At 72.6% G+C, this 24436-nt stretch carries 18 protein-coding genes; 9 read left to right on the top strand and 9 right to left on the bottom strand.

Annotated features, from left to right (window positions below; genetic code table 11):
* Window positions 1–105 precede the first annotated feature (105 nt).
* Window positions 106–1425 (top strand): DNA polymerase IV, encoded by a 1320-nt coding sequence (locus tag HGAM_RS18930; RefSeq protein WP_019145532.1) that lies wholly within the window; start codon window positions 106–108, stop codon window positions 1423–1425.
* Window positions 1422–3524: a S9 family peptidase gene (locus tag HGAM_RS10935; protein ID WP_019145531.1), complete on the top strand. Its 2103-nt coding sequence runs from the start codon at window positions 1422–1424 to the stop codon at window positions 3522–3524. Before HGAM_RS18930 ends, HGAM_RS10935 begins: the two co-directional genes overlap by 4 nt.
* Before the next feature lie 3 nt (window positions 3525–3527).
* Here the strand turns inward: HGAM_RS10935 and HGAM_RS10930 are convergent, their stop codons facing one another.
* Window positions 3528–4070 carry a hypothetical protein gene (locus HGAM_RS10930; RefSeq protein WP_019145530.1) on the bottom strand — a complete coding sequence of 181 codons (543 nt, stop codon included), beginning with the start codon at window positions 4068–4070 and terminating at the stop codon, window positions 3528–3530.
* Between the two features lie 69 nt (window positions 4071–4139).
* Here HGAM_RS10930 and HGAM_RS10925 point away from each other — a divergent pair, with 69 nt between their 5' ends.
* Entirely contained in the window at window positions 4140–4718 is a 579-nt protein-coding gene (locus tag HGAM_RS10925) for a TetR/AcrR family transcriptional regulator (RefSeq protein ID WP_019145529.1), read from the top strand.
* Between the two features lie 87 nt (window positions 4719–4805).
* A complete protein-coding gene (locus HGAM_RS10920; protein ID WP_019145528.1) occupies window positions 4806–5750 on the top strand; it encodes a sigma-70 family RNA polymerase sigma factor in 945 nt (314 codons plus the stop codon).
* 90 nt (window positions 5751–5840) lie between these two features.
* Here the strand turns inward: HGAM_RS10920 and coaE are convergent, their stop codons facing one another.
* The 3 genes from coaE to HGAM_RS10905 all read right to left on the bottom strand — a co-directional run bounded on the left by coaE (window position 5841) and on the right by HGAM_RS10905 (window position 8382).
* A complete protein-coding gene (gene coaE, locus HGAM_RS10915; protein WP_019145527.1) occupies window positions 5841–6428 on the bottom strand; it encodes a dephospho-CoA kinase in 588 nt (195 codons plus the stop codon).
* On the bottom strand, window positions 6429–6845 hold the full coding sequence (locus tag HGAM_RS18925; protein WP_019145526.1) for a VldE C-terminal domain-containing protein: 417 nt from the start codon (window positions 6843–6845) through the stop codon (window positions 6429–6431).
* Window positions 6846–7404: 559 nt separating this feature from the next.
* Complete coding sequence (locus HGAM_RS10905; protein WP_019145525.1) at window positions 7405–8382, bottom strand: GlxA family transcriptional regulator; 978 nt, start codon at window positions 8380–8382, stop codon at window positions 7405–7407.
* A gap of 93 nt (window positions 8383–8475) precedes the next feature.
* Between HGAM_RS10905 and HGAM_RS20390 the strand changes: the two genes are divergently transcribed.
* Complete coding sequence (locus tag HGAM_RS20390; protein ID WP_019145524.1) at window positions 8476–8616, top strand: hypothetical protein; 141 nt, start codon at window positions 8476–8478, stop codon at window positions 8614–8616.
* 87 nt (window positions 8617–8703) lie between these two features.
* On the opposite strand, the gene rpsA is transcribed toward HGAM_RS20390, so the two are convergent.
* The 3 genes from rpsA to pgfA form a co-directional block, all read right to left on the bottom strand.
* Window positions 8704–10155, bottom strand: a complete 1452-nt coding sequence (gene rpsA / locus HGAM_RS10900; protein WP_019145523.1) for a 30S ribosomal protein S1 — start codon at window positions 10153–10155, stop codon at window positions 8704–8706.
* Window positions 10156–10340: 185 nt separating this feature from the next.
* Window positions 10341–11603 carry a M18 family aminopeptidase gene (locus HGAM_RS10895; protein ID WP_019145522.1) on the bottom strand — a complete coding sequence of 421 codons (1263 nt, stop codon included), beginning with the start codon at window positions 11601–11603 and terminating at the stop codon, window positions 10341–10343.
* A 67-nt stretch (window positions 11604–11670) separates the two neighbouring features.
* Window positions 11671–12681, bottom strand: coding sequence for a cell envelope lipid trafficking protein PgfA (pgfA, locus tag HGAM_RS18920; RefSeq protein WP_019145521.1), 1011 nt, complete (start codon window positions 12679–12681; stop codon window positions 11671–11673).
* 157 nt (window positions 12682–12838) lie between these two features.
* On the opposite strand from pgfA, the gene HGAM_RS20650 reads away from it, so the two are divergent.
* The 4 genes from HGAM_RS20650 to HGAM_RS20110 are packed head-to-tail and all read left to right on the top strand — an operon-like array spanning window position 12839 to window position 19672.
* Window positions 12839–14695: a glycosyltransferase family protein gene (locus tag HGAM_RS20650; RefSeq protein ID WP_019145520.1), complete on the top strand. Its 1857-nt coding sequence runs from the start codon at window positions 12839–12841 to the stop codon at window positions 14693–14695.
* Window positions 14692–16635, top strand: a complete 1944-nt coding sequence (locus HGAM_RS10880) for a sulfite exporter TauE/SafE family protein (protein WP_019145519.1) — start codon at window positions 14692–14694, stop codon at window positions 16633–16635. The genes HGAM_RS20650 and HGAM_RS10880 overlap by 4 nt, the downstream gene beginning before the upstream one ends.
* A complete protein-coding gene (locus tag HGAM_RS20645; protein WP_019145518.1) occupies window positions 16632–18479 on the top strand; it encodes a hypothetical protein in 1848 nt (615 codons plus the stop codon). Before HGAM_RS10880 ends, HGAM_RS20645 begins: the two co-directional genes overlap by 4 nt.
* On the top strand, window positions 18476–19672 hold the full coding sequence (locus HGAM_RS20110; RefSeq protein WP_020691642.1) for an acyltransferase family protein: 1197 nt from the start codon (window positions 18476–18478) through the stop codon (window positions 19670–19672). The genes HGAM_RS20645 and HGAM_RS20110 overlap by 4 nt, the downstream gene beginning before the upstream one ends.
* On the opposite strand, the gene HGAM_RS10860 is transcribed toward HGAM_RS20110, so the two are convergent.
* Together HGAM_RS10860 and HGAM_RS10855 are read right to left on the bottom strand one after the other, a co-directional pair.
* Window positions 19564–23652: an alpha-(1->3)-arabinofuranosyltransferase domain-containing protein gene (locus HGAM_RS10860; RefSeq protein WP_081591921.1), complete on the bottom strand. Its 4089-nt coding sequence runs from the start codon at window positions 23650–23652 to the stop codon at window positions 19564–19566. The genes HGAM_RS20110 and HGAM_RS10860 overlap by 109 nt on opposite strands.
* Window positions 23649–24380: a class I SAM-dependent methyltransferase gene (locus HGAM_RS10855; protein WP_019145514.1), complete on the bottom strand. Its 732-nt coding sequence runs from the start codon at window positions 24378–24380 to the stop codon at window positions 23649–23651. The genes HGAM_RS10860 and HGAM_RS10855 overlap by 4 nt, the downstream gene beginning before the upstream one ends.
* Window positions 24381–24436: the final 56 nt, after the last annotated feature.

Raw genomic sequence — 24436 nt, 5'->3', positions numbered from 1 at the left:
TGTGGGCGAGCGCCGACGCCGCCGGTCGTCCTGCCGCGGCGCTGTGGACGGGTGCCCCGCACGGCGCGTCTGTGGACGTCCGGGGCCTCGGGCAGGATGGACGCCATGCGGGCGGAGGCGTCGATCATGCACCTCGACCTCGACGCGTTCTTCGCCTCGGTCGAGCAGCGCGACAAGCCCTCCCTGCGTGGCAAGCCGGTGGTGGTCGGCGGCATCGGCCCGCGCGGCGTCGTCTCGACCGCGTCCTACGAGGCGCGGGTCCACGGGGTCCGCTCCGCCATGCGCACCACCGAGGCGCGCGCCCGCTGCCCGCACGCCGCGTTCCTGGGCGGACGCTTCGACGCCTACCGCGAGGCGAGCCGCATCGTCATGGACCGGCTGCGCGAGGAGTCGCCGCTCGTCGAGCCGCTGTCGCTGGACGAGGCGTTCGTCGACCTGGCCGCGGGCGACGACTTCGACCCGGCGCGGGTGCGTGACCAGGTCGAGCGCCTGCGCGCCGACGTCGAGCGGCTGACCGGCGGGCTCACCGCCTCGGTCGGCGTCGCGTCCAGCAAGCTCATGGCCAAGATCGCCAGCGAGCTGGAGAAGCCCGCCGGCTCGTTCGTCGTGGCGCCCGGCAGCGAGCAGGAGCTGCTCGGACCGATGCAGGTCACGGCCATCCCGGGCGTGGGGCCCGCCACCGCCGAGCGCCTGCGCCGGGTCGGCATCACCACGGTCGAGGAGCTGCGCGGCCCGTCGCCGGACGAGCTGGCGCGGCTGCTCGGCAACGCGTCCGGCACCTCCCTGTACCGGCTGGCCCGCGCCGACGACGACCGTCCGGTGGTCGCCGAGCGCGAGACGAAGTCGGTGAGCGTCGAGGACACCTTCGCCACCGACGTCACCGACCGTGCCCAGCTCGAGCTCGTCGCCGAGCGCATGGCCCGGCGCGTGGCCGCGCGGCTCGCCTCGCACGGCCTGTCTGGCCGCACGGTGACGCTGAAGGTGCGCCACCACGACTTCGAGACGCACACGCGCTCGACCACCCTCGCCGGCCCCACCGACAGCGCCGCGCTGCTCGCCGACACCGCCCGCGCGCTGCTCGCCCAGACCGACCTCGGCGGCGGCCTGCGGCTGCTCGGGGTCGGCGTCAGCGGGCTGGCCGACTGGGTGCAGGACGACCTGTTCGGGGCGAGCGCTCCCGAGGAGCCCGACGAGGACGTCCCCGAGGCGTACGAGCCCGAGGTGCCGCGCTGGTACCCGGGCATGGACGCCTCGCACGACGAGCACGGCGACGGCTGGGTGTGGGGCGCCGGGCTCGGACGCGTGACGGTGCGCTTCGAGACCCGGCACACCCCGCCGGGACCGGTGCACACCTTCCGGGCCGACGACCCCGCCCTGCACGCCGGGCACCGCGGCCCGGACGCCCCGGGTACCTTGCACACATGACGTCGGAAGCCCCCCTCGCGAAGGTCGTCCCCACCACCCGCACGCACCACGGCGACGTGTTCGTCGACGACTACGAGTGGCTGCGCGACAAGGACTCCCCCGACACGCTGGCCTACCTGCAGGCCGAGAACGCCTACACCGAGGCGCAGACCGAGCACCTGGCCGAGCTGCGCCAGACGATCTTCGAGGAGATCAAGGGACGCACGCAGGAGACCGACCTGTCGGTGCCCACGCGCCACGACGGCTGGTGGTACTACTCGCGCACCGTCGAGGGCCAGGAGTACGCCCTGCGCTGCCGCTGCCCGCTGGCCGACCCGGACGACTGGACGCCGCCCGAGCTCGACCCCACGCAGCCGATCGACGGCGAGCAGGTGCTGCTCGACTCCAACGTCGAGGCCGAGGGCCACGAGTTCTTCTCGCTCGGCGCCTTCACCGTCTCCCCCGACGGCCACCTGCTGGCGTACTCGGTCGACGTCGAGGGCGACGAGCGCTACACGATCCGCGTGAAGGACCTGCGCACCGGCGAGCTCCTCGGCGACGAGATCACCGGCGCCTCCGCCGGCGTCACCTGGTCCGGCCGGGGCACCCACCTCTTCTACACGACCGTCGACGACGCCTGGCGTCCTCACCGCGTGTGGCGCCACGCGCTCGGGTCGGACGCCGCCGACGTCCTGGTGCACGAGGAGACCGACGAGCGGTTCTTCGCCGGTGTCGGCATGACCCACTCCGAGCAGTGGATCGTCGTGGCCGCCTCGTCCAAGATCACCAGCGAGGTGCGGGTGCTGCCCGCGGACGACCCCGAGGGCGAGCCGCGCGTCGTGTGGCCGCGCCGCGAGGGCGTCGAGTACTCGCTCGAGCACGCCGTGGTCGGCGGCGAGGACGTCTTCCTGATCCTGCACAACGACGGCGCCCCCGACTTCGAGCTGGTCAGCGTCCCGGTCGACGCGCCGCACCGCCGCACGGTCGTCATCCCCGGCAGCGACGAGGTCCGGCTCGAGGACGTCGACGTCTTCAAGCGCCAGGTGCTCGTCTCCTACCGCCGCGACGCGCTGCCCCGGGTGGCGCTCATGCGCCTGGGCGACGACGGCTTCGGCGCCCTCACCGAGATCGACTTCGGCGAGGAGCTGTCGAGCACCGGCGTCGGCGCGAACGCCGAGTGGGACCAGCGCCTGGTCCGGGTCGGCTACGCCTCGTTCGTCACCCCGCCGTCGGTCTACGACTACGACGTCGAGACCGGCGAGCGCCACCTGCGCAAGCAGGTCGTCGTCCGCGGCGGCTACGACGCGAGCCAGTACGAGCAGCACCGCACCTGGGCCACGGCCCCGGACGGCACGCAGGTGCCCGTCTCGGTCGTCGCGCGCCGCGACACCCCGCGCGACGGCACGGCTCCCGCGCTGCTCTACGGCTACGGCTCGTACGAGATCAGCATCGACCCGGCGTTCTCGATCAGCCGGCTGTCGCTGCTGGACCGCGGCTTCGTGTTCGCCGTGGCCCACGTGCGCGGCGGCGGCGAGATGGGCCGCCGCTGGTACGACGAGGGCAAGACGCTGACCAAGCGCAACACGTTCACCGACTTCGTGGCCGCGGCCGAGCACCTGGTCGCCGAGGGCTGGACGAGCGCCGACCGGCTCGTCGCCGAGGGCGGCAGCGCGGGCGGCCTGCTCATGGGCGCCGTCGCGAACCTCGCCCCGCAGGCGTTCCGCGGCATCCTGGCCGAGGTGCCGTTCGTCGACAACCTCACGACGATCCTCGACCCCTCGCTGCCGCTGACGGTCATCGAGTGGGACGAGTGGGGCAACCCGCTGGACGACCCCGACGTGTACGCGTACATGAAGTCGTACGCGCCGTACGAGAACGTCGGCGAGCACGCCTACCCGGCGATCTGCGCGGTCACGAGCCTCAACGACACCCGCGTGCTCTACGTCGAGCCGGCCAAGTGGGTCGCGCGGCTGCGCGCCACGGCCCGCACCGAGCGCCCGATCCTGCTCAAGACCGAGATGAACGCCGGCCACGGCGGGGTCAGCGGCCGGTACGCCTCCTGGCACGAGCGCGCCTGGGAGCTGGCCTGGATCATCGACACCGCGACCCAGGACGCCTGAGGGTCAGGTCCGCGCCGGCTCCCGGCGCGGCCACAGGGTGTACGAGACCGCCCACACCAGCTCGACCACCAGCACGACGCCCAGCACGGGGTAGAGGCCGTGCAGGGCCTCGGTGCGCGACGCGTCGTCCACGAGGTGCTCGAGCAGCAGCAGGAGTCCTGCGGCGACGGCTGCGCCGGACGCCGTGCGCAGCACGTCGGTCCAGCACTTGCGCGCGTACGCCGCGCCATGGAGCTTGACCGGTGGCGGTCCGCCGGCGAACCGCTGGGCGAACCGCACGTCGGCCCAGCGGATCATCGCGTGGCCGTAGGCCAGCGAGAAGCCCAGGTACAGCGCCGCCAGCCCGTGCGCGACGCCGGCCGTCGCGCCGTGCCGCAGGTCCAGCACCGTCGCGCCCAGCAGCACGAGGTCGACCACCGGCGTCAGCGCGAGCAGCAGCAGGCCGAGCCGCGGCCGCCGCAGGAGGTAGCGGGCCACCAGGCCGGCGCCGATCAGCACCCAGAAGCCCACCTCGCAGGCCACGATCACGGCCAGGATCAGGTCCATCTCTCCTCCTGCGTCTTGTAGCACGGTCGTGCCAGACAGAACGTAGCACAGTCGTGCTAGGTTGCCGCCATGCCGCCTCGCATGGACCACGAAGCCCGTCGCGCCGAGCTCGCCGGGGCGGTCTGGAGGGTCGTGCGCGAGCAGGGCGTCGGGGCGGTGTCGGTGCGCACGGTCGCCCAGGAGGCCGGCGTCGCGGTCGGCTCCCTGCGCCACGTCTTCCCCACCCGCGCCGAGCTGCTCGAGTTCTCCACCGAGCTGATCGTGCGGCGGGCCACCGAGCGGATCGCGGCCGTGCCCGCCGAGGACGACACCGTGCGGCACGCCCAGCGCGTCCTGGACGAGCTGCTGCCGCTGGACGCCGAGCGACGCACCGAGATGGAGGTCAACCTCGCCCTGGTCGCCGAGGCCCCGGCACTCCCCCGGCTCGCGGCCATCCGCGACGAGGCCCACGAGGCCCTCGGCGGGCTGTGCGCCCAGATCGTCGAGCACCTCTCCGGACGTCCGGACCCCGACGAGACCCGCCGCCTGCACGCCCTGCTGGACGGCCTCGCGCTCCACCTCCTGCACCAGGACCCGGCGGAGGACACCACGTGGGCGCGCACGCTCCTGCGGGCCGAGCTGGAGCGGATCGCGTCACACCACGGCTAAGAAGCGCCTGAGAGCGGAATCATTCACCCGGGGAGGCCGTTGAGGGTACGTGGACGGAGCAAACCGGACGAGAGTGGTGAAGAACTGATGGCGAGCACGAGCACTGAGGTCGAGGGCAAGGACAGCGTCGGCATGTACCTGGCCGAGATCGCGCGCACCCCGCTGCTGGACGCAGCGCGCGAGGTCGAGCTGGCCAAGGCGATCGAGGCCGGTCTGTTCGCGCAGCACCTGCTCGAGACGGGCCGCGTCGGACGCCGCAAGGGCGGCGCCCCGAAGTCGGCCACCGCCGAGGAGCTGGAGTGGATGGTGGCCGAGGGCGAGCGCGCCCAGGAGGAGTTCACGCAGGCCAACCTGCGCCTGGTCGTCTCCATCGCGCGCAAGTACGGCCGCGCCCAGATGCCCATGCTGGACCTGGTCCAGGAGGGCAACACCGGCCTGATCCGCGCGGTCGAGAAGTTCGACTACGCGAAGGGCTTCAAGTTCTCCACGTACGCAACGTGGTGGGTGCGCCAGGCGATCACCCGCGGCATCGCGCAGCAGGCCCGCGTCGTGCGGCTGCCCGTGCACGTGGTCGAGGAGCTCAACCAGGTCACCGGCGCGCGTCGCACGCTCGAGCGCCAGCTGGGCTACGACCCCGAGCCGGCCGAGATCGCGCAGGAGCTCGGCATGACCGTCGAGCGCGTGATCGACCTGCTGTCCTGGGGCCGCGACCACGTCAGCCTCGACACCCCGGTGGACGAGGACGGCGACACCTCGCTGGGCGACCTGATCGCCCGCGAGACCGCGCCCGGCCCCGACAACCAGGTGCTGGACGTCGAGGCGAGCGACCGCCTGTCGTCGCTCATCGTGGAGCACCTCGCTCCGCGCGAGGCCGACATCATCCGGGCCCGCTACGGCCTGCTCGACGGACGCCAGCACAAGCTGGCCGACATCGGCAAGCGCCACGGCATCTCCGCCGAGCGGGTGCGCCAGCTCGAGCGCGAGTCGCTCGCGACGCTGCGCCGCATCGCCGACCCGGACCTGGCTGCCTGACGCACAGACCCATCAGGGCCCCGCTGACCGACTCCCCCGACGGTCGCGGGGCCCCGGTGCGTCCGGGCCCGGACGCCGACGGGGCAGGAGTCAGGAGTGGGTGAGCGACGCCCACAGCGCGTCGACGGCGGCACGGAGGTCGTCCGGCGTGCCGGTGTTGTCGAGCACGTGGTCGGCCGCGGCGAGCCGCTCCTCGCGGTCCAGCTGCGCGGCGATGCGGGCGCGGGCGTCGGCCTCGGTCAGCCCGCGGTGCTCGACCAACCGCCCGACCTGGGTCTCGACCGGCACGTCGACCACGACGACGGCGTCCATGACCCGGTGGGCCCCCATGTCGACGAGCAGGGCGTTGTCGTGGACGACCACGGCGTCTGGGCCGGCCTCGTGCTCCCGCCGAGCGGCCAGCGCACGGATCGCGGGGTGCGTGATGCTCTCGAGGTCCTTGAGCGCGGCCGGGTCGGCGAACACGATCGCCCCGAGCGCGGGCCGGTCGAGCGTCCCGTCGGCGCGCAGCACGCCGGCGCCGAAGCGCTCGGCGATCGCGGCCAGTCCGTCGGAGCCGGGCTCGACGACGTTACGGGCCAGCTGGTCGTAGTCGAGCACCACGGCGCCGAGCTCGCGCAGCCGGGCACTGGCGGTGCTCTTGCCCGAGCCGATGCCGCCGGTCAGTCCGAGCCGCACTCAGCCTCCTGTGGTGACGTGCACGTGGTCCATGTGGTTGGCCGTCGCCGAGCCGCGGTCCTCCATCGAGCGCCAGCCGTCGCCGGCCCGCTCGGTCGTCCAGATGCGCTGGCGCCAGATGAGCTCGGTGACGCCGAGCTCGGCGGCGTGGTCCTGCAGCCACTCGGCGATCTCGGTGCCCAGGTCGCTGCTGACCATGATGTCGAGCGCGAGGCCCTGGCCGTGCATCCCGTCGCTGCGGAGGCCGCCGTAGACCTCGATCTGCGGATACCGGGCGCACACGGCCCGGTGCACGTCGATCGTGGCCTGGGCGAGACCCTGCTCGACGTCCGAGCCGGTCGCGCAGGGCGCGGTGCTGATCGGCTGCACCTTCGGCTTCGGCTTCGGCTTGCTGGTCGACAGGTAGTCGACGCGCACCCAGCGGCGGGCCCCTGGTAGACGACCTCGGCGTAGCGGCCGTCGCGCCGTCCGGTGATGGCGACGGTCTTGCCCTTCGTCACCTCGCCGACGACGGCGGCGTCCTTGAACGGGCCGATGCGGACGTCCAGCGCGGTCACGACGAACCGCTTGGCCTTCACCTGCACGGTGCGGCTCTCGGTGAGCGGCGGACGCGCGTCGGCACTGCGGGAGACCGGCGGGACGGTCGTGGCGGCCACGCGCGGTGCGTCAGCCATGGTGCGGGCGACCGACGCGGCGGCGGTCCGGGCCGGATCGTCGGCCTCGCGGTCGGGAGCGGTCGCGACGGCGACGGCGCTCATCGCCAGGGCCGCGGCGCCCACTCCGGGCAGTGCCGTGCGGAGCACGCGCTCGCCGAGCGGGGCTCGGCGGCGTCGACGGTGGCCGGGGGAAGCCACGGAAGCATCACCTGCAGGACGGTCGGGGACGGGGTGAACCGGACCGAGTCAAGCACACCGGGCGCGGAAAATCACGCGTCCGCCCGAACCGTGCGGGCGCCGAGCGGGGGTCGTGAGCGGACTCACGCCACGACGCCGTCGGCGCACACCTCGTCCACGCAGCTGAACCGCTTGCGGTAGGCCTGCGGCGACAGCCCGACCGCCGCAGCGAAGTGGTGCCGCAGCGTCGCGGCGTTGCCGAAGCCGACCCGGGCGGCGACGGACTCGACCGGCTCGGCGGTCTGCTCCAGCAGCTCCTGCGCGAGGGCGATGCGCTCCCCCGTGAGCCACTGCAGCGGGGTCGTGCCGGTCTCGTCCTTGAACCGCCGGGCGAACGTGCGCGGCGACATGAGGGCCTCGCGGGCCATCTGGTCGACGGTGAGCTGCTCGGCCAGCCGCTCGCGCACCGACTCCAGCAGCGGGGCCAGCGTCTCGGCCGCCGTGGGGCGCACCGGCGCCTTCACGAACTGGGCCTGGCCGCCGTCGCGGTGCGGCGGGACGACGATGCGTCGCGCGGTGGTGGCGGCGGTGCGCGCCCCGTACCAGCGGCGCATGAGGTGCAGCGAGGCGTCGATGCCGGCCGCCGCACCGGCGCCGGTCAGCACGCCCTCGTCCTCGACGTAGAGCACGTCGGTGCACACGTCGGTCTCGGGGTACGCGGCGGCGAGCCGCTCGCCGTACCGCCAGTGCGTGGTGCAGCAGCGGCCGTCGAGCAGTCCCGCCGCGCCGAGCGTGAACGCCGCCGAGCAGTGACCGAAGATCATGGCGCCGGACGCGTAGGCGCTGCGGGCGGCCTCGAGCACGGCGGGGTCGTGGTTCAGGAAGTCGTGGTGCGGCGCGAGCGCGACCAGGTCCGCGCCCTCGATGACGTCCAGGCCGTTCTCGACCACGAGGTCGAAGCCCGAGCGGCCCTTCACGACGCCGGGGCGGGGCGTGGCGATGCTGAAGTCGAACTGCGGGTTGTCGTCCTCGGGGTGGTACGGCTCGTCCCACACCTCGACGAGCGAGCCGAGCCCGAACGGCTCGACCTGGTCCTGGACGATCACGACGACCTTGCGCATGTGACCAGCGTCGCACATCGGTGGCAGGATGTCGACGAACCGTGGCAATCCCGCCACTGGTGGCAGCATCTCGATGGGCGAAGAATTACTGCCATGATCCTCCTCATCCTCCTCGCCGCGCTGGTCATCATCGGCCTCAGCGCGATCGCGATCGACCACGACGGGTATGGCACCCGCCCCGGCCCCCGCAGCCACCACGCCGACCTCCTCGACCCCTGGGGACCGCCCCGGTGAGGGCGGACCCCGGCCCGACCACGACGAAGCCCCCGACCGAACGGTCGGGGGCTTCGTACGTGCGGCTGCGCTAGGCGGCCGGGGCGATCACTCGCCGCCGGTCAGCTTCTCGCGCAGGGCCTGCAGCGCCTCGTCCGAGGCCAGCGAGCCCTCGACCGGCGCGGCCGGCTCGGAGCTGTAGTTGCTGGTCTCGGCCGCCTCGCGGTTCGCCTTCTCGGCGTCCGCGATCTGACGCTTGTGCGCCTCCCAGCGCTCGTGCGCCTCGGCGTACTGCTTCTCCCAGGTGGCCCGGGCCTCCTCGAAGCCCTCCTGCCACTCGCCGGTCTCCGGATCGAAGCCCTCGGGGTACATGTAGTTGCCCTGCTCGTCGTACGAGGAGGTCATGCCGTACAGCGTGGGATCGAACTGGTCGTCGTCCAGCGCGACCTCGGTCTCGTTCGCCTGCTTCAGCGACAGCGAGATGCGGCGACGCTCAAGATCGATGTCGATGATCTTGACCATGACCTTGTCGTTGATCTGCACGACCTGCTCGGGGATCTCGACGTGGCGCTCGGCCAGCTCGGAGATGTGCACGAGGCCCTCGATGCCGTCCTCGACGCGCACGAACGCACCGAACGGGACGAGCTTGGTGACCTTGCCGGGCACGATCTGACCGATCTGGTGGGTCCGGGCGAAGTGCTGCCACGGATCCTCCTGGGTCGCCTTCAGCGACAGCGAGACGCGCTCGCGGTCCATGTCGACGTCCAGCACCTCGACCGTGACCTCGTCGCCGACCTGCACGACCTCGTTCGGGTGGTCGATGTGCTTCCAGGACAGCTCGGAGACGTGGACGAGTCCGTCGACGCCGCCGAGGTCCACGAACGCACCGAAGTTGACGATCGAGGAGATGACGCCCTTGCGGACCTGGCCCTTCTGGAGCTCGGTCAGGAAGTTCTGGCGGACGGCCGACTGGGTCTGCTCGAGCCAGGCACGGCGCGACAGGACCACGTTGTTGCGGTTCTTGTCGAGCTCGATGATCTTCGCCTCGAGCTTCTGGCCGATGTACGGGTCGAGGTCGCGGACGCGACGCATCTCCACGAGCGAGGCCGGCAGGAAGCCACGAAGACCGATGTCCATGATGAGGCCGCCCTTGACGACCTCGATGACGGTGCCCTCGACGACGCCGTCCTCCGCCTTGATCTTCTCGATGTCGCCCCAGGCGCGCTCGTACTGCGCGCGCTTCTTGGACAGGATCAGGCGGCCTTCCTTGTCCTCCTTCTGGAGGACGAGGGCCTCGACGGAGTCGCCGACAGCGACGACCTCGGAGGGGTCCACGTCGTGCTTGATCGACAGCTCGCGCGAGGGGATGACGCCCTCGGTCTTGTAGCCGATGTCGAGGAGGACCTCGTCACGGTCGACCTTGACGATCGTGCCGTCGACGATGTCGCCGTCGTTGAAGTACTTGATGGTCTTGTCGATGGCGGCGAGGAAGTCTTCCTCGTTGCCGATGTCGTTGACCGCAACCTGCGGGGCCGCAGAAGGTGCGATGCTGCTCGTCATATAGGAGATGCTCCGATGGATGGATGTAGTCGAACCGGGTGCGTCGCGACCTGTTTTCGTGAGCTTGTCGAGAGAATCGCCCGACACGGGCACGAGCGCGACCTGCTCCCTTCGAGGGCACGCAGGCACACGGCGCCCACCAATCCTACGCGACAGGCCCCTGTTACCTCAATGCAGGCGCGCCGTCAGTCCTGCGGGGCGAGGAACGCCGACAGCGCGGCGGCGTAGAGCGGCACGTCGGCGGCGGCCATCGTCTCGCGCACCGAGTGCATGGCGAGCTGCGCGGCGCCGACGTCGACGGTCGTCATGCCGGTGCGCGAGGCGCTCAGCGGGCCGATGGTCGAGCCGCACGGCAGGTCGGCGCGGTGCACGTACCGCTGCAGCGGGACGCCCGCCTGCTCGCAGGCCCGGGCGAAGGCCGCGCTGCCCACCGCGTCGGTGGCGTAGCGCAGGTTCTGGTTGACCTTGAGCACCGGTCCCCCGCCGAGCTCGACGTGGTGCAGGGGCTCGTGCCGCTCGGGCCGGTTGGGGTGCGTGGCGTGGGCCATGTCGCCCGACGCGCACACCGAGCCGGCGATCGCCCGGTGGACGTCGTCGCGGGTGCCGCCGGCCGCGAGCACGATGCGCTCGAGCACGCCGGTCAGGAAGTCCGAGAAGGCGCCGCGCTCGGACGTGCTGCCGACCTCCTCGTGGTCGAACAGCGCCAGCACCTGGCGGACGCCCTCGACGTCGGGCGCGCCGAGCAGCGCGCGGGTGCCGGCGAAGCAGGTGCCCTGGTTGTCGAGCCGCGGCGCCGAGACCAGGTCCTGACGCGCGCCGACGAGCCGGCTCGGCGTCACGTCGTGGGCCATGAGGTCGAACCCGAGCACCTCGTCGGCGTCGATCCCGGCCTGCCCGGCCAGCCACGACAGGAAGCCGCCCTGCGGCGAGACGGTCCACAGCGCGTCGAGGTGACGCTGCGGGTCGGGCTGCACGCCCTTGCGGTCGTCCGACAGGTGGATGGCCAGCTGGGGCACGCGCAGCACCGGCTCGTCGACGCGGACGAGCTCGACCCGGCCATCGCGCAGCGCCAGGCGTCCGGCCACGCCCAGGTCGCGGTCCATCCACGAGTGCGTCCACGCGCCGCCGTAGGGCTCGAGCGCGACGACGCCGAGGCCCTCGGGCCGGCGGTCGTGGTGCTGCTTGAGCCGCAGGTTCGGGCTGTCGGTGTGCCCGCCGACGACGCGGAACGGGTCGGCCGGCGACGTGGACGCGACGGTCGAGAAGGCGATGAGCGACCCGCCGCGCACCACCACGTAGCGGCCCGGCTCGGTGGGCCACGGGTCGCGCTCGTCGATCTGCCGGTAGCCGGCACCCTCCAGCTCGGCCAGCACGGTGGCGCAGACGTGGAACGGGGTCGGCGAGGCGTCGACGAAGGAGCAGAGCTCCGCGGCGGGGGCGTGGACCATGGCGCTCACTGTAACGACGACGGCCCCCGCACCACGGGGGTGCGGGGGCCGTTCGACGGCGGGAGCGTCAGGCGGTGGTGCGGACGCGCTCGTCGGTGGCGCGGCGCTCGCCGCCCTCCGAACGCTTGCGCAGCACGAGCACCACGCCCAGGCCGATCAGCACGAGGCCGAGGATCAGGCCACCGATCGGGATCCAGGTCTGGATCGCGGTCAGCAGGGTCACCTTGCTCTCGTACTCCTCGACCGTGTCCTTGACGTTCTGGTCGGTGTACTGCAGCGACGCCTCGGTCGTGGTGGCGATGCGCTCGCCCTGGTACTCCAGCCAGCCGTCCTGGGTCTCGCCACCGCGGATGATGACGCCCGTGGTCGGCTCGACGTTCAGCAGACGGGTGTTGGAGTAGATGCGGTCGGCGGTGACCGTCGGGTTCGGGACGCCAGCGAGGTCACCCGGGACGGCGATCGTGCCGGTCTTGGTCGGCTCGATGACCTGCTCGAACTGGTAGACCTTCATGCCCTCGAGCTCGGTCTCCTTGAGGAACTTCGCCGTCGTGGCCTGCTTGATCGTGCCGTCCCAGAACTTGTAGTCCTTCTTCTTGGTGTCGAAGGGGAACTTGAAGTACTGGCCCTCGAAGCTGCCACGGACCGTGGTGCCGTTGCTCTCGGTGCGGGTGCCGTCCCAGCTCACGGCCTCGCCGGTGTGCCGGTCGAAGGCGACGATGTCGTAGGTGCTCGACAGCGGGGTCTCGCCCGATCCGCAGTCGAAGTCGGGGGTGTCGGTGCAGACGAACGTCTTCCAGACCGCGATGTCGCGGTCGAGCTCGTCGCTGGCCTCCTTGCTCATCTCGACGTCGCCCTGGACGGTGCGGGTCGACTTGAGCGGGGTCTGCTTCTCGACCAGGCCACCGGGGATGTCGAGGATGGTGCCGTCGGCGCCCTCCTCCGTTGCGGAGATGCTCGTGGTCTCCTGGTTGAGCGGCACGACCGCCAGGCGGTCGTACATGTAGAACTTCGACAGTGCGGCAAGCACCAACAGGAACGCGCCAAGAACGATGGCGACGGTGCCGAGCTTCTTACCCACGAGGGCTCCCTCCAGAGAACTGATCGGACAGACCGTACCAGTGAGTAAGGTCGCAATGTGGCGTCTGACACAACTTTGCGCGTGAGGGTTTTTCCAGCCGGACGAATGCGGCCGTTGCCGCGTGGTCCACGACACAGCTGTGAGAGCATCGGCGCTTGTGACTGACGAGCGACCGGGCGCCCGCCGCGCCCCTTCCGCCCGCCCTGAGGGGTGGCGCGAGCGGCTCCGCCGACCCGGCACGATCACCGTCGTCGCCCTCGTGCTGATCGCCGTGCAGGTCGCCTTCCGCACTTGGGCGGTGAGCGGCAGCCACTTCCTGGTGGACGACTACATCTTCCTGTCCGCGATCGCCCGCGACGAGGACGACCTGGACTGGTACCTGAGGATCCACCAGGGCCACTTCATGCCGCTGTCGTTCGTGCTGGTCAAGCTCGTGTCGTTCGCCCCGGCGTTCTCCTGGGCCGCCGTCACCGTCGAGATCGCCGTGCTGCAGGCGCTCGCGTCCCTTGCTGCCTGGTGGATGCTGCGGACGGTGTTCGGCAACCGCCCGGCCGTCCTCGGGCTGCTCGGTGTCTACCTCTTCGCTCCGCTGACGTTGCCGTCCATCATGTGGTGGGCGGTGGCGATCAACCAGCTCCCCCACCAGATCGGCGTGTGCATCGCGCTCGGCGCCCACGTCCAGTACCTGCGCACGCGCAAGGCCCGCTGGCTGGCGTTGGCCACCGCCGGCCTGCTCGTCGGCCTCCTGGCGTACACCAAGACCGCACTGGTGTTCCCCGTGCTCGCGGCGCTGCCCCTGCTGTGGTTCACCTCGGGCTCCCTGGGCCGACGCATCGCGCGGGCACTCCGGACGTGGTGGCGCGCCTGGGTCGTGTACGGGGTCCTCGCTGTCAGCTTCCTGGGGGTGTACCTGCACCAGAGCGTCGCCGAGAACCTGAACGGCCAGGGCGGACACAACGCCGAGCTCGCGTACACCTTCATCGTCTACACGCTCGTGCCCAGCCTGGTCGGCGGCCCGCTGACCTGGAAGCTGTTCGCGGCGGGTCCGATCTCGTACGTCGATCCGTCGCACGCCGTCGTGGTCCTCAGCACCCTGGTCACCGTCTCGGTGGTCGCCGTCGTCTGGCTCACGCGCCGGCACGCGCTGAGGGCGCTGTGGATCCCGGCCTTGTACGTGCTCGCGTCCGTGGCGCTGGTCATCGCCGGGCGCTCCTACGTCATCGCCCTGATGGGCGCGCGTGAGGTCGGCCTCCACCTGCAGTACCTGTCCGACGCTGCACCGTTCGTCGTCCTCGGTCTCGGCGGACTCCTGCTGCGCGTGCCGGGCGCGGTCGAGTCCTCCGAACGCCGGACCCAGCCGCTCCTCACCAGGGCGGTGCCTCGCCCGGTGATCGCCGGACTCGTCGTCGTGGCGCTCGTCGGCAGCACCGTCAGCACGCTCCGCTACGTCGACCCGTGGAGATCGGACTTCCGCGAGCGCGTGTTCCACGAGAACGCGCTCCGGACGCTCGAGTCGAGCGTGCCGCTGGCCGACGAGGTCGTCCCGGAGTCGATCATGGCGCCGATCTTCGGTGACAACGCGTTGGTCCGGAACTACTTCGCTCCCGTGGGCGCGGCGGATGACGTGCTCCGAGCAGGCGTCGACCTGCAGCTGCTCGACTCTGAGGGCAACCCGGTGCCGGCGAGGGTGGACGAGGAGCCGCGCAGTGCCCGGACTCCGGAGCGGTGCGCGTACGAGACCTCGGGCGACGAGCCGCTGACCATCGAGGTCGGGCCCGTGCTGGACTTCCCGTTCTGGGTGCAGCTCGACTACTCGACGCTCGTCGGTGGTGACGTCGCCGTCGTCGCCGGCGACCAACGCTTCGGTCTGGAGCTTGAGGCCGGCACCCACCGAGCCCTCATCCGCACCACCGGGGGCTACGAGAGCCTGACGATCTGGCCGGCCGACCGCCAGGTGCTGTGCGTCAGCGCCGTGCGAGTCGGCTTCCTGACCGCCGAGGAGGACGCCTCGTGAGCGCCGTCACTGACGCCCCCGTCCGCCGGCTCGCCGGGCGCGTCCGCGACGGCGCGCTGCGCCGGTGGCCGCGCGGCCGCGTCGTCACCGCCGTCGCCCTGACGCTCATCGCCGCTCACCTGCTCTTCCGCGGGTGGATGACCGCCGGCTCGTGGTTCATGTGGGACGACTACATCTTCATCGGCCAGGTCACCCTCGGCATGGACGACTTCGGCTGGCTGTTCCACAGCCACTTCAGCCTGTTCATGCCGGTGTCGTTCCTGCTGGTCAAGTCGGTGGCGTGGGCCGGGCTCGACTGGCCGGTCGTCGCGACCCAGATGATCGTGCTCCAGGCGCTGGCGGCGCTCGCCTGCTGGTGGATGCTGCGCGTGGTCTTCGGCAACCGGGCGCGCATCCTCGTGCCGCTGGCGTTCTACCTGGTCACGCCCATGACGGTCGCCTCCAGCGTGTGGTGGTCGGTGGCTATCAACCAGCTCCCCCACCACGTCGCGCTGTTCGGCGCGATCGCGGCGCACGTCACGTACGCCCGCACCGGACGCGTCCGATGGGCGATCGTGGCGACCCTCTTCGTCGTCCTGGGCGTCGGCAGCTACCTGAAGGCCGCGCTCATCGTGCCGGTCCTGCTCGGCATCTCCGTCGTGTGGTTCACCCGCGGACCGTGGCGGACCCGGCTGCGGACGCTGGCCGCCAGCTGGCCGGCCTGGCTGATGTACGCGGCCGTGACGATCGGCTACGCCGTCGCCTGGTGGTCGGTGCAGACCGGTGCGGCCCCGCGCCAGCGCTGCGAGCTGCCCTCGGCGATGTCGACGTCGGTGCTCGACACCGTGGTGACGGGCGTGCTCGGCGGCCCCTGGTCCTGGCGGTTGTGGACGGGCGGCATCGACCCCTTCGTCGCGGCCTCCGACTGCGTCCCCCAGGTGTACCGCGGCAGCCCCGACCTCGTCGTCGGGGGCGCGCCGCAGTCGCTCACCGACGCGCCGCTCCTGCTCGTGCTCGTCGCGACCCTCGTCCTCGCCGCCATGGTGTTCTACGTCTGGGGCCGTCGCCACGATGCGCTCCGGGCTGCGTGGATCCTCGTGCCCTACGTGCTCGTCTCGGCCCTGCTGGTCTACGCCGGACGCGCTGGCACGTTCGGCAGCCAGGTCAGTGCCCGCGAGGTGCGCTACTTCTCCGACGTCGCCGCGCTGCTGGCCTTCGGGCTGGGCACGGTCATCATGCCGATCCGGGGCGCGCTGCACCGGCCGGGTCCTCGAGCGGATCCGTACCTCCGTCTGCGCCTGCCTCGGCCGGTCCTGGTCGGGCTGGCCGGCGCGGTCGTCGTCGGGTCGGTGGGCTCGTCGGTCGCGTACACCCTGCCGTGGCACGACCGCTGGGACAGCACCGCGTTCCCGGAGCGCACGTTCGTCAACAACCTGCTCGACGACCTCGACCGGCGCGACGAGCGCAGCACGTCGGTCGTCGACGTCCCCCTGCCACCCGTCATCGGCAACCCCGTCATCGCGCCGTTCAACCGGCCCTCGCACAAGATGGCGTCGCTGGCGCCGCGCCTGAAGGCGGTCAGCGCCGGCACCGACCTCGGCATCATCGACGACGACGGACGCATCCAGCTCGCGCGGGTCACCGGTGGCAGCCGGGCCGAACCCGGACCCGTCGAGGGCTGTGGCTACCTGGTCAACCCCGAGGAGACCATCGACGTGTCGCCGGTGCTCGACCTCCCGTTCTGGATGCAGGTCGACTACCTGTCGTCCATGGACGGCACGGTCGTCGTCACCGCCGGCGACACCAGCGTGCGCGTGCCGGTCGAAGAAGGGCTGCACTCGATGTTCCTGGCCACCGAGGGCACCTTCTCCGAGGTGACCATCCGCTCCGAGACCGGCGCGGCCGTGTGCGTCGACACCATCCGGGTCGGCGACGTCGAGCCCGTGGAGGACGCCCGATGAGCCGCCTGACCGGACGCCTGCGCCGCACCTGGGCCGCGCTGTCGACCGGCGAGCGCGTGGTTCTCGCCGCCTGGGCGATGATCGCCGCGCAGCTGGTGCTGCGCGGGTGGGCCGTGGCCGGCAGCTGGTTCTACGCCGACGACTTCATCTTCCTGGGCAAGGTCGCCCGGGGCGAGGCCACGACCGAGTGGCTGTTCGAGCCGCACAACATCCACCTCATGCCGCTCGGCCTGTGGCTGACCAAGCTCGTCGGGTCCGTCGGCGCCTTCTCCTGGGGAGCCGCAGCGGTCGAGATCCTGGTGCTGCAGCTGCTGGCGAGCCTGGCCTGCTGGTGGATGCTGCGCACGTTCTTCGGTGACCGTCCCGGCGTCCTGGTGCCGCTCGGCGCGTTCCTGTTCCTGCCGATGTCGTTCCCGACCGTCGTGTGGTGGGCCGCCGTGGTCAACCAGCTGCCGCACCAGGCGGCGCTCTACGCCTGCCTGGCCGCGCACGTCATCTACCTGCGCGAGCGCAGGCGCTGGGCGCTGGTCATGGCGACGGTGTTGTTCGCGCTGGCCCTGGGCAGCTACACCAAGGGACTGCTGGTCCCGGTGCTGCTGGTGCTCGTCGCCGTCCTCTACTTCGCCGAGGGCGGCCTGCTGCGCCGTCCGTGGCGGGCGCTGGTCGGCTACTGGCAGGCCTGGACGGCGTACGGCGTCGTCGCGGCCGGCTACCTGGCGGTCTACCTCACCACCGTGCCGGGCACGGGTCGTCCCGACCCGAAGGTGCTGGCCGAGACCGTCGACCTGTCGCTGACCACCTCGCTGGCCCCCTCCATCCTGGGCGGGCCCTGGGTCTGGTCGTCGCTGAACCAGGTCGGAGGGGTCGGGCCCCGCCTGTTCGTCGACACCCCGACGTCCCTGGTGGCTCTGTCGTGGCTGGTGCTGGGCATGCTCGCACTCGTGGTGGTGCTGCGCCGCCGCCGGGCCTGGTTCGCGCTGCTCGTGCTGGCCGTCTACGCCCTCGCCTCGGCGGTGCTCGTGGGCGCCGGTCGCGCCGGCGACTTCGGCGTCGCGTCCGCCTCCCTCGAGCTGCGCTACTTCGCCGACCTGTCCGGCGTGGTCGCGCTGTGCCTCGGCCTGGCCACGCTGCCGGTGCGCGGCGCCGTGGGCTCCAGCGAGCCCCGCACCCCGGTCGTGCTCGACCTGCACGTCGAACGACGCTGGGTCGCCGCCGGGCTCGCGGTCGTCCTGGCCGGCTCGCTGTGGTCGTCCTGGACGTACGCGCGGCCATGGCACGACGCGGTCCAGATGCCGCAGGAGCAGTGGGTCGCCAACGCGTCCGAGGCGCTCACCGAGGAGCCGGTCGACATCCCCGACACGACCGTCCCCGACACGGTGCTGTGGGGCGCCGGGTTCCCCGGCAACCTCGTCTCGCGCCTGCTGAGCCCGCTCGGCGACCGGGTCCGGGTCGTCGACTCCGGCACCGACCTGCGGATGCTGGACGCCGAGGGCCACCTGCGCCCGGCCGCGATCGCCGACCTGCCGCGCACGAAGCCCGGCCCGGACGGACAGTGCGGCTACTCGATCACCGAGTCCACCGAGATCGAGATCGTGCCGGTGCTCGACTTCGACTTCTGGCTGACCATCAGCTACCTCGCCGGCCAGGACGGCCGCATGACCGTGTCGGCCGGACGCACCGAGGTCGAGGTGCCGGTGGAGCGCGGCCTGCACACGGCGTACGTTCGCACCCAGGGTGCCTACGACTCGGTGACCATCACGCCGGACGAGGGCACGACGCTGTGCGTCGACAACATGAACGTCGGCTTCCTGACCCCGCTGGCCGGCTCGGAGGAGGAGCAGTGACCGCCGCACCGATCGACCTGCCCCGGCGCTACTTCCCCGGGCTGGACTCGCTGCGTGCGCTCGCCGCGCTGGCCGTCGTCGTCACGCACGTCTCGTTCTGGGCCGGCTGGTACCCGAAGGGCTACCTGGGCGCGGCCACGGCCCGGCTCGACATCGGCGTCGCGTTCTTCTTCGTCCTGTCCGGCTTCCTGCTCGGCCGCCCGTTCCTGAGCGCCATGCAGGACGGCCGCCCGCTCCCCCGCATCGGGCGCTACGCCTGGAAGCGCGCGCTGCGCATCGTGCCGCTCGCCGTGCTCGTCACCGTCCTCGCGCTCGTCGTGCTGGAGGAGAACCGCGGGCTCGGCGTGGGCCCGTGGGTGCGCAACTTGACCCTGACCGAGCTCTACCACGACGGCGGGCTGCCGGCCGGGCTCACGCACCTGTGGAGCCTGTCGACCGAGGTCGCCTTCTACGCCGTCCTGCCGCTCGGCATGCTGGTGGCGGCGCTCGTCGCCCGGCGCCGCGGCTGGAGCCCGCGCTGGGCGCTCGCGGCTCTCGGGCTGCTCGTCGTGGCCAACGTCGCGTGGACGATGGAGCTGGCCGGACGCTGGGCGGGGGCGAACCAGTGGCTGCCGGCGTACCTGTCGTGGTTCGCGGTGGGCATGGCCCTGGCCGTCGTCCAGCTCGAGCACCAGCGGCGTCCGGCGTCGTTCTCGACGCTGCGCGAGCTGGCCGGGCTGCCGGGCACGTGCTGGACCATGGCGGCCGCGCTGTTCGCGGTCGCGTGCACGCCGGTGGCCGGGCCCACGTCGCTACTGCCGGCCACCGGGGGCGAGTCGGTCACCAAGAACCTGCTCTACGCGGCGATCGCCGGCCTGGTCGTGCTGCCGTCCGCCCTCGGGCCCGACCACGGCACCGCGTACTCGAACCTGCTGGCCCACCCGTGGCTGCGCCACCTCGGCCTGATCTCGTACAGCATCTTCTGCCTCCACCTGCTCGTGCTGCACCTGTCGGCGCACCTGCTGGACGCGCCCGTGTTCACCGGCAACGGCTGGGCCCTCCTCGGCCTCACCGTGGCGATCACGCTGGTGCTGTCGGAGATCGCCTACCGCGTCGTCGAGCGTCCGGCGATGCGGCTCAAGGACGTCCGCGCACCAGGGCGCCGCAGCAAGGACGCCGCGACGACCCCGAAGGCCGCCAGCACCAGCCACTGAGGCCAGCTCCACTCGCCCGCCCAGCCCTGCGGGCTCGTCCACGGCCGGACGACGTACGCCAGGCCGGCCACCAGCACCAGGAACGCCGCGACCGGCGCGGGATCGAACCGCCGCGCGACGAGCCAGCCGGCCACGCCGCCGGCGACGCCCGCCGCGAGGCCGACCCAGCCGCCGACGAGCAGGCAGGCGGCCGCGGTGCCGAGCACCCCGAGGGGCACCCGCACCGAGCGCTCACGGACGCCGGCCGCGACCTGCGGTCCGGTCGGGCGCCGGCGCAGCCAGACGGCCAGGCCGAGGAGCGCGAGCAGGGCGAGCAGGCCCACGCCCAGGGCGAGCGAGTACGGCAGCTGCCCGCCGAACCCAGCGTCCAGCGCGGTGCCCGCCGGCAGGACCCAGCCCTGCTTCCAGCCCGAGACCGTGACAGAGGTGGCGTCGTCGGCCGTCCAGCCCTGGTTCCAGGTCTGGGCCAACGACACCACCTGGTCGTCGGGCGACTCGGCGGGCTCGGCCTGCACCGATCGGGGCGTCCGCTCGGCGTCCAGGGCGACGACGCCGGCCCCCTGCGGCAGGTTGCGCAGCAGCCGCAGCGACGCGGGCCGGAACAGGTCCGAGCCCCGCACCGTCACCTGGTGCTCCCCGGGGCTCAGCAGGAACGAGTCGGTGCCGCACAGCGTCGCGCCGACGGGCTGCTGCGACAGCACCGCCTGGCGGGTCGCGGTCACGCTCGTGTCGTAGGTGCGGCCGTCGACGGTCACGCGCGGACCGCTGCCGCAGGGCAGGCGGACGGGCTCGTCGGCGTCCGCGGCGGCGTCGACGTCGGAGACCGCGACCTCGCTGAGCCCGAGCGGCAGGCCGTTGCCCTGACCGTCGAAGCCGAGCGACGAGCGGACGCGGATGCGGGTCACGTCGACGGTGATCGAGCCGGTGCGCACGGCGTCGAAGCGGGCGAGCCCACCGCTGTCGAAGCGGACGGTGCGGGTGGTGCCGTCGTCGAACGTCAGGTCGGCCTCGCGCACGGCCGAGGCGGCCAGCGAGTCGTCGGTGTAGAGCCGCAGGGCGTCGACCCGGCGCGTCCGGTCCAGGCGCAGGCTGATCTGCGGCGAGCGGTCCGAGAGCCGGGCGATCCAGCCGGTGGCGATGTCGCCGTCGGTCGTCGCCAGCGCTCCGGCCCGCGGCGCGGCCGAGCCGGTCGAGCTGACCTGCACGGCCAGCGCCCCGGCGAACGCGTCGTTGAGCTCGCGGCCGGACTCGGGCAGCACCGTGAGGGCGGGCAGGTAGCCGGCCTCGCGGCGCAGCGTCACCAGCCGGTCGAGGGTGCGGCCGTCCTCGCCGAGCCGCTCGGGGCCGCTGTCGCAGCGCACCACGAGGCTCCCCCGCACGTCCTCGTCGTCCTCGTCGTCGGCCGCGCGGACGTCCGGGACGGAGCGGCACATGCCGTTGGGCGGGGCCGCAGTGGTGAGCAGCACCTCGTCCGGCTCGGGCCACTCCTGCGGGAGGGCGGGCAGCCGCAGCGGCCGGGTGACGTCGACGCCGGGCACCTCGAGGGTGTCGATCGAGAACGGGTCGAACGCGTTGCTGTCGGCGGTCAGGCGCAGCCGGGTCGTGGCTCCCTCGGGCACGTCGAGCGTCACCGAGCCGCCGGCCGGGACGCTCGTGACGGCCGAGCCGGCGTCGGTCGTGACCGTGACGTCGCGGTCGGAGAACGCCTCGGTGAGCTGCACCGAGGTGCCGGTGACGTCGACCGGCTCGTCGAGGCGCAGCTCGATCCAGGGGCGCAGGTCCGACTCCCCCGCCGTCCAGCGCGTCCGGTCGTCGCCGTCCAGCGCCGACCAGGGCGACCGGTCGGTGCGGATGCTGGTCTGGGTGACGTCCGACGCCGACGACGACGCGGTCAACGACGTCGCCCCGCGCAGCTCGGGCACCGCCGACCAGCGGGCCTCGCCGCCGACGACGTAGTCGTGCACGCGGCGCTCGACCCGGTACCGCTCCTGCACCGAGAGGGCCGCGGAGCGGTTGTTGACGACGCGCCCGAACGCGGCCTCGCGCCGGCGCAGCGTGTCGGTGAGCACGACGTGCTCCGGGGTCAGGGACGCGGGCACGTCCTGGGCCAGCAGCACGTCGTCGTCGCCGCGGATCGCCGCCGACGGCTCGACGACGGCGTCCGCCGCCCCGGCGAGCACCGAGGTCGCGCCGGCGTCCTGCGACCGCACGACGGTGGCGTCGGCGCGCTCGACCTCGAACACCTCGATCGCCCGGTGGCGGCTCTGCCGGCCGCTGTTGACGAACACCAGCTCGCCGCCGTCGGTGCGCTGGGCCGGCGGGTTGCCGACCCGGGGCCCGAAGCCCTTGGCCGGCGAGACGCCCGGCGTCGTCGCGAGCGTGGAGTGCACCAGCTCGGTGTCGGTCGTGCCGGCGCCGGACAGGTCCTCGCGCACGAGCAGGTACCGGACGCCGGAGCGCACGAGCGCCTCGTGCAGGGCGGCGCTGCCCCGGCCGGACGCGAAGGCCCGCTCGAACCCGTCGAGCGTCCGGATCGTGCCCGACGGGGTCAGCGGCACCGCGTTCCGGACGGTCCACGGCGTGCGCGCCAGCGCCTGCAGCACCTCGTCGCGCGGGCTTCCCCACAGGTAGTCGCCGAACGCCGAGCCCGGCAGCACCAGGGTGTTCTGGCCCTCAGCGTTCTCGTCCAGCCAGTCGGCGGCCTGCACCCAGTACTGCGGGACGTCCTGGAACGTGCCCCGGCGCGGGAGCTCGGCGGTCCAGGCCGGCACCGTGGCGCCGACGACGGCAGCGGCGGTGAGCAGCGCGACGGCGGCGCGCCCGGTGCGCTGCGTGCGGACCGAGCCGGTCACGCCCCGGGCCAGCCCGGTCGCGGCGTGGACCAGGCCCAGCACCAGCGGAAGCCGGATCAGCACGTCGAACTTGTGCGTGTTGCGCAGCGGGGCCAGCGCGCCGTCGAGCAGCTCGCGCCAGGCGCTCGACGCCAGGTTCGTGCCGGCGTGGCCGAGCGTGACGAGCGCGAGCCCGAGCACGGCGCCGGCGAGCAGGAAGCGTCCGGCCGGGTTGTCACGCCGGGCCAGGCCGTAGAAGCCCAGCGCGACGACGGCGACCGAGCTGACGATGACGTACGGCTCGCTGACCAGCTGGTGCCCGGCGGTCAGGTTGCCGTCCAGGTACGGGATCCAGTTGGTCGTGCCGCGGAGCGCGTCGTACGCGGTCGCGACGCCCGTGGTGGTCGACGCGCTCTCGATGAAGTCCAGGAACGGCGGGCTGTAGCGACCGAGCAGCAGCAGCGGGCCGAGCCACCACAGCGTCCCGAGCAGGACGAGTGCCGGCCACCAGCGCATCATCGAGCGGCGCTGCGGCGACGGCGGCGCCATGAGCAGCCACAGCGCCCCGAGCGGGATCACCGCGAACGTGGCGACGGCGTTCACGCCCCCGACCGCGGTCACGGCGAGGGCGGCCAGCGCCGCGTGGAACGCCGGACGGCGGGAGCGCAGGCCCAGCACGAGCGGCACCAGCACCCACGGAGCCAGGGCCGACGGCCAGACCTCGATCGAGCTGGTGCCCAGCAGCGTCAGGATGCGCGGCGACAGCGCGAACGCCAGGCCGCCGAGGACGCGCGCCCACGGCGTGCCGAGGCCCAGCGCCCCGGCCAGCTTGACCACGCCGAGGAACGCCACGACCAGCAGCAGCGACCACCAGGCCCGCTGGACGACCCAGCCGGGCACCTGCACCAGGTCGGCCAGCCAGAAGAACGGCCCCATCGGGAACAGGTAGCCGTACGCCTGGTTCTGCACCTGGCCGAGCGAGCCGTCCGGGTCCCACAGGCTGAGCGCCCGGGCCAGGAAGCCGCCGGGGTCGATGACGAGGTCGGCCTTGGTGTCGGCGACGAGCAGCCGAGGGGCCTGCACGAACGCGACGGCGGCGAGCACCATGCTCACCGCCGCCAGCCGCAGACGCCATGCGGTGACCCTCATCGCTTCCTCAGGACGACGGCGAGGTTCCAGGTCACGAGCTCACGCAGGACGGGCACGCGCAGCACCCACCACGACCAGCGCGGCAGGTAGCGCGGCACGACGCCGAGCACGTCGGCCTGGGTCTGCTGCCGGGCCCAGCGCAGCCCACCGGCCGCCGTGACCGCGAACAGCGACTCCCCGTAGACGTTCTTGGGCGGGTGGCCGTGCTTGCGCTCGTAGCGACGCGCGGCGAAGCGGCCGCCGAGGAAGTGCCAGGGCGCCGTCTCGTGGCCGCCCCACGGGCCGAACCACAACGTGTAGGAGATGAAGACCAGGCCGCCGGGCTTGGTCACCCGGACCATCTCGTCGGCCATCTGCCACGGCCGCGGGACGTGCTCGAGCACGTTGGAGGAGTAGGTGACGTCGAGGCTGTCGTCGCGGAACGGCAGCTCCATGCCCGAGCCCAGCACGGTGCCCGGCTCCGGCTCGGTGGCCGCCGACAGCTCGCCGAGGTCGGCGTCCAGCGGCGTGTAGGTCGCCCCGGCGGCGCGGAACGCGCGGGCGAAGTAGCCGGGCCCGCCACCGACGTCGAGCACGCGGGCGCCCTCGAGCGAGCCGTACGACGACAGCTGGCGGACGGAGTCCTCGGCGAGCGTGCCGTAGAAGTGGGCCGGGTCGGTCTGCTCGACGCGGAAGGCCCGGAAGAGCCTCACGGACCGGGCGAGGTCCGGGGAGAAGTCGTCGGGCACGCGGGAACGATACATGAGACCCACCACACACAGACTGTTACAGTGGAACTGTCATC

The organism is Aeromicrobium massiliense JC14, from assembly GCF_000312105.1.
In the GTDB taxonomy this organism is placed as follows: Bacteria; Actinomycetota; Actinomycetes; order Propionibacteriales; family Nocardioidaceae; genus Aeromicrobium; species Aeromicrobium massiliense.
This window is presented reverse-complemented; position numbering and strand designations above follow the sequence as displayed.